This is a genomic window from Mesorhizobium sp. M7A.F.Ca.CA.002.04.1.1 (assembly GCF_004022805.1).
Taxonomy (GTDB): domain Bacteria; phylum Pseudomonadota; class Alphaproteobacteria; order Rhizobiales; family Rhizobiaceae; genus Mesorhizobium; species Mesorhizobium ciceri.
Window position 1 is genome coordinate 1 of sequence record NZ_RZPL01000128.1, and the last position, 10257, is coordinate 10257.

15 protein-coding genes and 1 pseudogene are annotated in these 10257 nt (G+C 59.3%); 10 read left to right on the plus strand and 6 right to left on the minus strand.

Translation table 11 applies throughout. The features are described from left to right. Both ENZ75_RS34585 and ENZ75_RS09470 read left to right on the plus strand, forming a co-directional pair. Nucleotides 1–190, plus strand: a 190-nt coding sequence (locus ENZ75_RS34585) for a hypothetical protein (protein ID WP_128278050.1), incomplete at its 5' end; no start/stop codon positions are given. Nucleotides 191–281: 91 nt separating this feature from the next. Continuing rightward, nucleotides 282–494: a hypothetical protein gene (locus ENZ75_RS09470; protein WP_063168031.1), complete on the plus strand. Its 213-nt coding sequence runs from the start codon at nt 282–284 to the stop codon at nt 492–494. 57 nt (nt 495–551) lie between these two features. Here ENZ75_RS09470 and ENZ75_RS09475 read toward each other — a convergent pair whose 3' ends face one another. The 4 genes from ENZ75_RS09475 to ENZ75_RS09490 all read right to left on the minus strand — a co-directional run bounded on the left by ENZ75_RS09475 (nt 552) and on the right by ENZ75_RS09490 (nt 1970). After that, nucleotides 552–716 carry a hypothetical protein gene (locus ENZ75_RS09475; protein WP_013531536.1) on the minus strand — a complete coding sequence of 55 codons (165 nt, stop codon included), beginning with the start codon at nt 714–716 and terminating at the stop codon, nt 552–554. Nucleotides 717–880: 164 nt separating this feature from the next. Beyond that, complete coding sequence (locus ENZ75_RS09480; protein ID WP_013531537.1) at nt 881–1081, minus strand: KTSC domain-containing protein; 201 nt, start codon at nt 1079–1081, stop codon at nt 881–883. Nucleotides 1082–1161: 80 nt separating this feature from the next. Then, nucleotides 1162–1608: a GFA family protein gene (locus ENZ75_RS35580; protein ID WP_063168030.1), complete on the minus strand. Its 447-nt coding sequence runs from the start codon at nt 1606–1608 to the stop codon at nt 1162–1164. 62 nt (nt 1609–1670) lie between these two features. Next, nucleotides 1671–1970 carry a PRC-barrel domain-containing protein gene (locus ENZ75_RS09490; protein WP_013531539.1) on the minus strand — a complete coding sequence of 100 codons (300 nt, stop codon included), beginning with the start codon at nt 1968–1970 and terminating at the stop codon, nt 1671–1673. A gap of 571 nt (nt 1971–2541) precedes the next feature. Here ENZ75_RS09490 and ENZ75_RS09500 point away from each other — a divergent pair. The 4 genes and pseudogenes from ENZ75_RS09500 (at nt 2542) to ENZ75_RS09515 (ending at nt 6209) form a co-directional block, all read left to right on the plus strand. Further along, nucleotides 2542–3291 carry a Crp/Fnr family transcriptional regulator gene (locus tag ENZ75_RS09500; protein ID WP_082826458.1) on the plus strand — a complete coding sequence of 250 codons (750 nt, stop codon included), beginning with the start codon at nt 2542–2544 and terminating at the stop codon, nt 3289–3291. 390 nt (nt 3292–3681) lie between these two features. After that, nucleotides 3682–4299, plus strand: a pseudogene (locus ENZ75_RS09505) (alpha-ketoglutarate-dependent dioxygenase AlkB). 132 nt (nt 4300–4431) lie between these two features. Further along, on the plus strand, nt 4432–4872 hold the full coding sequence (locus ENZ75_RS09510; protein ID WP_050580528.1) for a DUF2231 domain-containing protein: 441 nt from the start codon (nt 4432–4434) through the stop codon (nt 4870–4872). Continuing rightward, nucleotides 4869–6209 carry a sorbosone dehydrogenase family protein gene (locus tag ENZ75_RS09515; protein ID WP_013531543.1) on the plus strand — a complete coding sequence of 447 codons (1341 nt, stop codon included), beginning with the start codon at nt 4869–4871 and terminating at the stop codon, nt 6207–6209. The genes ENZ75_RS09510 and ENZ75_RS09515 overlap by 4 nt, the downstream gene beginning before the upstream one ends. Nucleotides 6210–6235: 26 nt before the next feature. On the opposite strand, the gene ENZ75_RS09520 is transcribed toward ENZ75_RS09515, so the two are convergent. Next, nucleotides 6236–7072 carry an alpha/beta hydrolase gene (locus tag ENZ75_RS09520; protein WP_063168027.1) on the minus strand — a complete coding sequence of 279 codons (837 nt, stop codon included), beginning with the start codon at nt 7070–7072 and terminating at the stop codon, nt 6236–6238. Nucleotides 7073–7379: 307 nt separating this feature from the next. On the opposite strand from ENZ75_RS09520, the gene ENZ75_RS09525 reads away from it, so the two are divergent. Together ENZ75_RS09525 and ENZ75_RS09530 are read left to right on the plus strand one after the other, a co-directional pair. Continuing rightward, nucleotides 7380–7997, plus strand: a complete 618-nt coding sequence (locus ENZ75_RS09525; RefSeq protein WP_013531545.1) for an NAD(P)H-dependent oxidoreductase — start codon at nt 7380–7382, stop codon at nt 7995–7997. Nucleotides 7998–8153: 156 nt separating this feature from the next. Next, entirely contained in the window at nt 8154–8318 is a 165-nt protein-coding gene (locus tag ENZ75_RS09530; protein WP_013531546.1) for a DUF3309 family protein, read from the plus strand. 128 nt (nt 8319–8446) lie between these two features. Here ENZ75_RS09530 and ENZ75_RS09535 read toward each other — a convergent pair whose 3' ends face one another. Further along, nucleotides 8447–9124 carry a DUF1236 domain-containing protein gene (locus tag ENZ75_RS09535; RefSeq protein ID WP_128278052.1) on the minus strand — a complete coding sequence of 226 codons (678 nt, stop codon included), beginning with the start codon at nt 9122–9124 and terminating at the stop codon, nt 8447–8449. 154 nt (nt 9125–9278) lie between these two features. On the opposite strand from ENZ75_RS09535, the gene ENZ75_RS09540 reads away from it, so the two are divergent. After that, entirely contained in the window at nt 9279–9770 is a 492-nt protein-coding gene (locus ENZ75_RS09540; protein WP_224674205.1) for a hypothetical protein, read from the plus strand. A gap of 91 nt (nt 9771–9861) precedes the next feature. After that, nucleotides 9862–10098 (plus strand): hypothetical protein, encoded by a 237-nt coding sequence (locus ENZ75_RS09545; protein WP_013531549.1) that lies wholly within the window; start codon nt 9862–9864, stop codon nt 10096–10098. Nucleotides 10099–10257: the final 159 nt, after the last annotated feature.

A 10257-nucleotide genomic window follows, 5' to 3' on the forward strand; every position in this document is an offset into this window, starting at 1 on the left:
ATATGTCGAGACACGCAAGAAACGCCACGATGTGATCTCTACCGCCAAGGCCGGGACCGCAATTCGAGAGGTGATGCCAAGTTGCCCGCTTTCAGGAAAGGCCTTCGATGATCTGATAGCGGCCTGCGCCATCGAGCATGGCCTCGCTGTGCTCTTCGACAATCCGGGGACATCAGGCACTGAAGTCTGAGGCTGGCGCTTCCGATGCTACCGTCGCGATGAGCAGGAGTTCAGTCGGCATGTCCAGGTACTTTTTCGACCTTCGAGATGAGAGCGGAAGCTTGCAGGAGGATCCCGAGGGCCAGGAATTTTCTGATCTCGCGAGCGCTGAGGAAAACGCGATGGCGTCGGCGAAGGAAATCCTTGCCGAAGAGCTGCTGCATGGCAGGCCGCTGCGTACCGGATTGACCTTCGAGATTTTTGACGAGAACCGCAACCTGGTGCTGCGCTTTCCTTTTGCGCTCGCGGCCGAAAAGGCCGGGGCACCCCCTTAATCCCGAATTGCCTGGCCGATCACCTGCAGGGGCCATACAGGTCGCCTCATGCGGATCCTATCCTTCCGCCTTGAAGTTTCTGGCTTCCTTCTCGACCTTGGGGTTGTCCTTGCCATGCTTTTGCATGAGCTCCTTGGCTTGCTTGGGTGAGACGTCGGTGGTCTCTGCCAAGCGCAATGCCTTCTTGTCCTTGCTTTCGGTCTTCTGCTTCTTGGCCGTCATGGCTCTTGAACTCCCTTGAAGCCTTTTCCGATCGATCTTTGCCGGTGCGAACACCTGAGCATGTCCAGATGAACACTTTCGTTGCCTGGCCTGCTTCGATGACGAGACGTCAACGAGACGATGCCGGTCAGGTTCCGTGCATCGCCTGCTCATGTCCAAACTTGTCACGCCACGCGGCGGTACCGATGGCGGTCGCGGATGAACTCATTGAAGAAGCGGCCTTTTGAGGAAGCTTTGGTGAAAGCGGCATAAGTTGCCGGTGCAACATCCTCATATTCGTAGCGTCTGCCGCTCGGCACAAACCAGACCGACAGGATCCTGGTGGCGGGATCGTATTGCGCATTTCGGATCACGGTCGATGGCATGGTCGCACCCGACAGGTCTGCCCGAATAACCCGTTAGCGATCGTCAGGTTCCGCCGATATCCTGGCGTCACGCACCGCGACTACCGGTCGCGCGGGTTGCCGAACTTCGGGTCGCGCTTCCTTGAATATCGGTCGATGCGTGGCAGGCTGTCATCAAACTCGATCCACGGCAGCCTCAGGTCCCAATAGGCATGGGCTTGCGGCCGAAACCCTTCAGGGTTGTCAAAGAAGCCGATCGTCACATAGAACTCGTCCGGCAGGCCTTCGTCGCTATAGCCTATCGAGCTTCCACAGTCTGGGCAGAACGTGCGGGTGACGCCTGGCGTTTGGGAAAAGGCCTTCGGCGTCCCTCTAAGGAGCTGAAATTGCTTCGGCCGGTAACCAACCCAGATCGTCAGCGGACTTCCGATGGCCCGGCGGCAATCGTCGTCGTGATCGTAGCATATCCAGAAAGGCTCTCCGTCCAGGGCTGCGGCGATCCCTCCGCAGAAGCAGGCTCCGGTTTTCGCGCCGCATCGTCTGTCCACCCTGTTGCGCCTAAGAGAGAGCGGCCGAGTGGCCGCTCCCGTTCAAGGTGAAGTCCTTGAAATCATGCATCGTGATGCTCGGGCATGCTCTTGAGCTGATCCTTGGTCCAGTTCGTCACCGCGTGAACGTCGCCGTCTTCATCGCGCATGAATTCCAACTGGCTTGCGGGAACGGCCACCGGCTTGGCGCCAATGCCGAGAAAGCCGCCGACATCGATGACGACCTGACTGGCGGCTCCTGAGCCGTGCACATGCGAAACGCTGCCGACTTTGTTGTCGTCTGCGTCGTAAATCGTGGCGTCTTCGAGAATGTCTGGTGTCAGTTCGGTGCTTGTGAGGCGTACGTGGTTGGTGTGATCCATCTTTCGAGACTCCTGTTGGGTGGAATATTTGAACCTCTCAGCCGAGCAATCGTTCCGAACAATTCCGGGGGCGACGGACGGACGACGCAAGGACGCTAGAAGCCTCAACTCAGCCTCCGTCCGAATTGACTCGCAAAGCTCCGTACGGAAGCGTACAAAAGGAAATCGTCAGCAGCACAGTTGGGGCGCTGACGCTTGGGAGTGACCATCGCTCTTGCCCATCACGAGGCATGGTGTTGCACGGCGAAGGAGCCCGAGCACCCCGGTCTGCCATTGGGCGCGATGACCGCGCTGGCGCGGGATACAGGCGCCACTGAACAACAGATACGCGAAATCATATCGCTCCTCGGGTTCGATCGCGCCTCTATCCTGCGGGAGGCTCGTTTGCTGGCGAAAGATAGTCAGCCAACAAGGCCTTCGAGTCTTCAGCAGTAACTGTCGGTTTCATACCAACGCGCCCGCCCGTCTAGTGCTGCGCGAGACGAAGTCTATGGTTCGTTACCGTCCGCTCGTTCGACGGGCGCGGCCGGCTAAGAGATCCCAGTGCTCTTGCCCAAGGGAAAAGAGTCTCGTGGATTACCAGACACTGCAAGCCAAGAGCGAATTGCTTCGCCGGATGAGCGCGGACGATTTCGCGCGGCTACGTCCGCATCTGGCGAGTGTTTTTCTTGAGTTGCGCGCGCCGCTGGAGACCGCGGGGCAGAAGATCGAAGCCGTCTATTTTCTGGAAAGCGGGCTGGCCTCGGTAGTGGCGAGGACTTCGCCTGCGACCGAAGCCGAAGTCGGAATCATCGGGTTCGAAGGAATGACCGGTTCGGCCCTGGTCATGGGGGACGACCAGGCCAACTTTGATTGTTACGTCCAGTCGACATGCGAGGCTCTCCGGATAGAGGCTGCCCCCTTCGTCGAAGCCCTGGAGGACAGCCCTACATTGCGGTCGTTCCTGTTGCGCTATGTCCAATATTTCCATGTTCAGACAAGCTATACGGCATCGATCAACGCGCGGCAGAGCCTGGAAGTTCGACTGGCAAGATGGCTTTTGATGTGCAGCGACCGCACTGTCGGCGACAGGCTTATGATAACCCATGAATTTCTGTCCATCATGCTTGGTGTGAGGCGTCCGGGGGTTACCGTCGGCCTCCAGATGATCGAAAGTTACGGTTATATCCGAGCGCGCCGCGGAGAGATTACGATCCGCGATCGAGACGGTCTCATGACGTTGGCGCGAGATTCTTACGGTCCACCCGAAACCCAGTACCGCCGGCTGATCGGAGATTTGGGCTCGAAGCATCCCGCGAGGCAGGAGCGGCCTCTCGTTTGAGCGCGCCGGGCCAACAGAGGCTTCTCCGCCACAGAGCCGCCAGCGGACATTTCGAGTGGCCGGCGCGATGATGCCGGTGAGACACCGTTGCCTAAACCCGCGCCGGCCACTGCGGCATGTTTTGGGGATGCCGCGTTGCCAATCTAGTTGCCGACAAGCAACTGGCAACGAAAGCTCACGGTTTGGTAAGAACCGTACGTACATGCACGCAAACTCCCTCGGTCGCGTTCAAGGCATGCTCGCGAAATCCTGAGTTGAATACAGTCCCTCGATAAAATCCGGATTGGCAGGCCCTGTCCGTCGTTGTGGTGACGTCCGCAGGGTGGGTGCAGATTGGCTGGCCAGGTTCCGATATTGCCAGGCGGGCTGGCCTTCACCATCTTAGCTGGGATGGCGACACCCAAATCGAAAACACTCGACTCCGGCTCATCCGGGCTTCAGCACGATCTCTTTGGTGCTGCCGACGACCTACCGGAAGGTTTCTTCTATCAGCCCGAGTTGATCACGGCGCAAGAAGAAACGGAACTCGCCCGGCATCTGGAAGGCCTGCCGTTCGAGGCGTTCGATTTCCATGGCCATCTGGCAAACCGGCGCGTCGTCGGTTTTGGCCTGCGTTACGACTACGACAGACGCCAGGTCGTCGAGGCGCCGCCGATCCCTGACTTCCTGCTGTCCCTGCGCGACAAGATCGCAGCGTTGGCAGGCCGGCCCGCCAACGCCTTCGCGCAAGTGTTGATCAACGAATACCGGCCCGGCGCCTGCATCGGCTGGCATCGAGACAAGCCTCATTTCGAAGACGTTGCGGGTGTTTCGTTGCTGGCGCCTTGCAGCTTCCGGCTCCGGCGGAAGAATGGCACCAAATGGGACCGCCGGACCATCGTCGTCTAACCAAGGTCGGCGTATCTCATGACCGGACCATCGCGCATGGAATGGGAGCACAGCATTCCGGCGGTTGACCTGCACCGCTACTCGATCACCTTGAGGACATTGCGCGCCAACTCCGCATGAGCATCGCGCGCCGAGCCGTTCTGTCGCATTGCCAGCGCCATCACGAGTTCTTGAACGCAAAACGGTTCCGGGAACCTCCCAACCACAAGTTGGTTTGGAGGACAGGTACAGCTTCAAAGGTGGAGAATGTCCATGGCCCGTGCCCGATCCGTGTTGGTGGCAGCCAGGCGTCCGTTCCATAAAACGCCGATGGCGGTCGCAAACGCATGTTTCGTCGGCACATTGCTGACCGACGTTGCCTATTGGCGAAGCGCTGAAATGATGTGGGCAGATTTTTCCGCCTGGCTGCTCCTTGCCGGCCTGGTTGTAGGCGTGCTCGCGGTCCTTGCAGCACTTGTCGATTTGTCTACCGGCCGACTTGCCCGTCAAGCCGGGCCTGCATGGCCATATCTCCTTGGCAGCCTCGTCGTGCTCGTCATATCGCTCTTCAACGCACTGGTGCACAGCCGTGATGCCTGGACCTCGGTCGTGCCGACGGGGCTCATCCTGTCCGCCGTCGCCGTGATCGTTATCCTCTTGCTGGGACTGCTGGGATGGAGCTCCGGCCACACTCAAGTGGAGGTGGTCGAATGAATGTCTCCGCCAGACATATCCGGCGTATCGCGAGCCTCGGTCTGCTGTTCGGATCGATTTTGGCGCTGCCCGCATGCAGCGATAACGAACCGGATCCCACCGATCAGGTCGGAGCAAACCCGACGCTGCCTGAACCTATTCAGTATCTGGTGCCGCCCATGCATGTCGCGTCGGTCGTCGGTTGGAAACAAGACGAGAAGCCGACCGTCGCCAAGGGTTTGCAAATCCAGGCCTTTGCCAAGGGCTTGAGGCATCCGCGCTCGCTTTACACATTGCCGAATGGTGACGTTCTGGTGGTCGAATCCGTGGCGCCGCCCGGTGCCGCGATCAAGCGGCCGAAAGACCTGATCATGGGCTGGATCGAGTCGATGGCGACCTCGGGCGGCGGCACCGAAGGAAGCAACCGTATCACCCTGCTGCGGGATACGAACGGCGATGGTCTGCCCGATGTCCAGGAGGTCTTCCTCGATCATCTCAATTCGCCCTTTGGCGTGGCCCTGGTCGGCAACGATCTCTACGTCGCCAACACCGACGCCATCGTGCGTTATCCCTACACGTCGGGCGACACCAAGATCACCGCGCCGGGCGCCGTGCTGACGCCATTGCCCGGCGGACCTATCGATCACCACTGGACAAAGTCTCTCGTGGCCAGCCCCGACGGGTCTCGGCTGTATGTCGGCATCGGATCCAACAGCAACATCACCGAGAACGGCATCCAGGCGGAAAAGGACCGGGCCGCCATCTGGGAAGTCGACAGGGCCACTGGCCGCTATCGTATTTTCGCGAGCGGCCTGCGCAATCCCAACGGGCTGAGTTGGGAGCCGCAGAGCGGCGCGCTGTGGGCTGTGATCAACGAGCGCGACGAGCTCGGTCCTAACCTGGTTCCCGACTACATGACCTCGGTCAAGGACGGCGCGTTCTATGGTTGGCCGTACAGCTACTATGGTCAGCATGTCGACCCGCGCGTGATGCCGCAGCGGCCGGACCTCGTCGCCAAGGCGATCCCTCCCGACTATGCCTTGAGTTCCCACGTCGCACCTCTGGGCTTGACGTTCTACACTGGAACCAACCTGCCGGAGCTCTATCGCAACGGCGCCTTTGTTGGCGAGCATGGTAGCTGGAACCGCAAGAGCTTCAACGGCTACAAGGTCGTTTTCGTGCCGTTTAAAGACGGTCATCCAGATGGCAAGCCGCAGGACGTCGTCACCGGTTTCCTCGGCAAGGACAACAAGGCGCACGGGCGGCCCGTCGGCGTTGCCGTCGACAAATCCGGCGCGCTGCTGATCGCCGACGATGTCGGGAACACGGTCTGGCGCGTAACTTCCACGAGCCAGTAGGCACCTGCATAACGCTGATCGCTTCACTATCTCGGTGCGAATTCCACCAGCGCCTTGACGAATTCTGCCGGTGCCTCGATCGGCAGGAATTCGCCGCAGTTGGCGATCATGTGACCTTGCAGGTTCTTTGCGCCAGACATCCTCAGACCTTCGAGGTAATCGTCAATCGATCCAAAATCCGCGTCGCCGCGGATATAAAGGATCGGAACTTCGATGCGCGCCGGGGCATTGGCCTCGGCATCCTGCTTGAACGCGCGATACCAATCAAAGCCGGCCTTAAGTGCCTCCGGCCTCGCATAGGCCTGCGTCAACGTCTCCCGCATTTCATTGGTCAATGCTTCGGGACGGCCGGCGAGCAGATCGAAGAAAAAATCGAAGTAGGCGCGTTGATGGCCCGTCACCAGCAACTCCGGTAACTCAGGCACCGCATGAAACGCAAAGTGCCAGATGCCCGGGTTTGCGACTACCTTCGTCCATGGATGAAGGCCGGGGATAACCGTATTCATCGGCACCGCGCCGACGATGCGACCGCCATGATGGCGAGCAGCAGCGAAGGCAATCATGCCGCCCACATCGAAGCCTGCAACGACGATGGATTTGGCCCCAAGCGCCTCGGCGGCTGAAATCACAATATCGGCAAGAACCTTCTTTTCCGCCGACGGCGGAGTGCCACGCGATTCACCGATCTCCGGAAGATCGAAAGCCAGCGTAAAGTATCGCGTGCCGAGTTCATCGAGCACACCATCATAGATTTTCCGGGAATGGGGCCAGCCGTGCAGAAGGATCAAGGCCGGTCGGCGCGGATCGCCGGCCGTGGATACCGCCAGCTGCATATCGCCTGCTTCGAGGGTCTGGACGAGCATCGTCTATCCATTTTCGGGAACTCAGAAGAAAACGAAGAGCGAACGAATAGGTTGCCCCACCAGTTCAATCTGCGTCGCTCGCCGCTGTCCGTTCTCCAACGTCTGTGCTCAAGGACCAGCCCGCTTTCTGAGCCGGCTCGACCGTCACCAAGTGGGAGGAGGGGGCCATCCACCGGCCCTGTTGGTCCGCCTGCGGAACAAGCATTTAACCCTGGCGTTAGAATGCCGGGCGATCCCGCAACGGGCGAATGGGCAGTCGCGAAGTCGTCGCGGCGGTTTGCAATTAGGACAATGCAGGGAGATTCACATGCCGCTTACGGCCTTCGCACTCAATTGCTCGCTCAAAGCTTCGAACGACAGGGAAAAATCCTCCACCGATCGGTTGCTCGCCGATGTCCTGGCGGCGTTGATGCAATACGATGTGAAGGGCGAGATCGTGCGTGCGCTCAGCCACGATATCAAGCCCGGCGTGCTCTCCGACATGGGCGAGGGCGACGATTGGCCGAAACTCAGAAAGAAGATACTGGCGGCCGACATCTTCGTGCTCGGGCTTCCGATCTGGCTTGGCCAGCCCTCGAGTGTGGCCAAGCGCGTCCTGGAGCGGATGGATGCCTTTCTCGAGGAGACGGATGACAGAGGGCGAATGCCGGCAGCAGGAAAGGTGGCCCTGGTGGCCATCGTCGGTAATGAGGACGGTGCGCATCACTGCCACGCGGAATGCTTTCAGGCATTGAACGATGTCGGCTTCACCATCCCGGCCAATGGCGGGGTCTACTGGGTTGGCGAGGCGATGGAGGACGTCAACTATGTCGACCTGCCGGCAACTCCGGAAAAAGTCTCGGGTGCGATCGAAATGGCAGCCTCAAACGCCGCCCATCTCGCTGGATTGCTGAAAGACCAGGGCTATTCGGGCGTCTCGGGATGACCTTTGTTCGCCTAAACAACTTTGAGCGGCCAGACATTGCAGCGTCGATGAGGTCTCAATCGGGAACAGGAAGGCTTGTAGCGAGTTCATATTCTCATCAGCCGGCGACCGCCGCTCCGTCTACACGGCGCGAAGCCGCAAACAGGAGAGCAAGTCATGGGTCTCGGCACAATTCTTATCATCATTCTGATTATCGCATTGCTTGGCGGCTTTAGTGGACTTGGCGGCGGGCCATTCTACGGCACCGGCTATTACGGGGGCGGCGGCCTCGGTCTTCTGCTGCTTATAGTCATAATCCTGGTCGTGCTCGGGCGTCTCTAGCCGAGTCCGCCATGCGGTGGCAGATTGTATCACCTGCCGCTTGCGGTTCTCTTCGGAGTTGCTTTGAATCCATAGCAGTCCGGCAATGACGGTCCGCCCTCTGGAGGGCGGACCACTCGTCGGACATATCAGGTCAAAATCAGCACGATCTTGAACGTATCCGGATCAACGATGACGATCCGACCGTCCGCAAGCACGAAATACTCGTAGCTTTCGTAAGCGGGAACGATCTTGACGATACGAGCCGGCAGCCGATGCAGCCTGACCTTGTGCCGCGGAACTTCGACGCCGACGCTGATGTCAAAATTGACATTGGACACAGGCTCGACCTTCGTCTCCCGGATAATCTGAGTGACTTGGGTTTTCTGCTCCACCGTCACGTTGTTGATGGAACCGGTCGACGTCGTATCCTGTGTCGAGGCCTTGCCCTGGGCCTGCTGGTCGGTGGTGGTGCCGGTCTTGCCCTGAGCCTGCTCGTCGGTCTGCATCTTGGTCTTGCCCTGGGCCTGCTGGTCGGTGGTGGTGCCGGCCTTGCCCTGAGCCTGCTCGTCAGTCTTCAGCTTGGCTTTGCCCTGGGCCTGCTGGTCGGTGGTGGTGCCGGCCTTGCCCTGAGCCTGCTCGTCGGTCTTCAGCTTGGCTTTGCCCTGGGCCTGCTCGCCCATCTTGGAGCCGTTCTGGCAGTCAGCCTGCCCGGAAGCGCAGTTGGCGTCTGCGCCAGATTGGCTTTCGGTCTGTTGTGTCTGAGCCGCCGCCGTTCCACAGCCGAGCCCGATGGCCAGCATGCTGGTAATGAGAACACGTTTCATGGGAAATCTCCCTGGGTAAGGTTCGTCCCTTCACTGGGTAGAACCAGCACCCAAAAAAAATGTTCCGAGATAGATGCGTGAGTGCTAAAAAACGACCCCGCTTGAGATCATACGATCGCGGGCGGAAGCCGCCGTTAAAGCGACCTTTTCAACCTTGGCGATTGCCCTAGCTGTCTCCGGAGAGGAGACCGACATGGCAATCTATAGTCTGAGAGTGGTCAGCTTCATTTTCGTTGCCCTGGCTTTCGCTCCGGCCGCCGCGCATTTCTTCGCTATGTTCAACAAGATGAAGCTCGACGGGCCAAACTATCTGGCTGCGCAGCGCGCCTATGATGGATGGAGCCTGTTCGGCATCGTGGTGCTGGGAGCATTGCTCTCCACGGCCGCCCTGGCGATCCTGCTCTATCGAGCGAGCGCATCTTTCGGCTTGGTTGTTGTCGCCTTTCTAAGCATCGGCGCCACGCAGTTTGCCTTCTGGACGCTGACCTATCCAATCAATCAGGCGACCCGGAACTGGACTGTCCTCCCTGAAAACTGGGAGCTGCTGCGGCGCCAATGGGAGTATTCGCATGCCATCGCCGCAGGCCTCAACGCCTTGGCGTTGCTGGTGCTTTTCATATCGGCGCTTCGCCCTGCGGTGCGTTGAACGACCACGTCGTCACCAGCACGGCCAGCGGGCAGGAACCACCATGAAGCGGAATCATTGAAACGCCAGATGTTCCAGCGCGGCAGGAAAAATGAAACGGTACTATTTTGATCTTCAAAACGGTGACGGCACGGTACCCGACGATGACGGGCAGCTGTTCGAATCCCGGGAACAAGCCAGAGCGGAAGCAATTCGTATTTTGCAGGATGTCGCCCAAGACGAAATGCCCGACTGCGATTTCGTCAAGATAACCGTCAAGGTACGCGATGAGATCGGTGCGCAGATGTTTGAGGCGTCGCTTGTTCTGACCTCCGGATGGAGCGTTTGATGTCGCAGTGCTAGCGGCGATACCGCACCGGGATTTGCACGACATTCTCCGATCCAGGCAGATCAAAGGCCATGGCCAGCTGACGTACGGAGGCCATCTCCACGATCAGTTCTTCAATCGAAAGGTCTGGCAGGCCGGTCTTCACCCTCTGCCTCACCC

Coding starts and splice junctions, on each gene's coding strand:
- ENZ75_RS09475 (WP_013531536.1), bottom strand. CDS start 716: ATGACGGCCAAGAAGCAGAAGACCGAAAGCAAGGACAAGAAGGCATTG.
- ENZ75_RS09480 (WP_013531537.1), bottom strand. CDS start 1,081: ATGCCATCGACCGTGATCCGAAATGCGCAATACGATCCCGCCACCAGG.
- ENZ75_RS09490 (WP_013531539.1), bottom strand. CDS start 1,970: ATGGATCACACCAACCACGTACGCCTCACAAGCACCGAACTGACACCA.
- ENZ75_RS09510 (WP_050580528.1), top strand. CDS start 4,432: ATGGCCCGTGCCCGATCCGTGTTGGTGGCAGCCAGGCGTCCGTTCCAT.
- ENZ75_RS09515 (WP_013531543.1), top strand. CDS start 4,869: ATGAATGTCTCCGCCAGACATATCCGGCGTATCGCGAGCCTCGGTCTG.
- ENZ75_RS09520 (WP_063168027.1), bottom strand. CDS start 7,072: ATGCTCGTCCAGACCCTCGAAGCAGGCGATATGCAGCTGGCGGTATCC.
- ENZ75_RS09525 (WP_013531545.1), top strand. CDS start 7,380: ATGCCGCTTACGGCCTTCGCACTCAATTGCTCGCTCAAAGCTTCGAAC.
- ENZ75_RS09530 (WP_013531546.1), top strand. CDS start 8,154: ATGGGTCTCGGCACAATTCTTATCATCATTCTGATTATCGCATTGCTT.
- ENZ75_RS09535 (WP_128278052.1), bottom strand. CDS start 9,124: ATGAAACGTGTTCTCATTACCAGCATGCTGGCCATCGGGCTCGGCTGT.
- ENZ75_RS09545 (WP_013531549.1), top strand. CDS start 9,862: ATGAAACGGTACTATTTTGATCTTCAAAACGGTGACGGCACGGTACCC.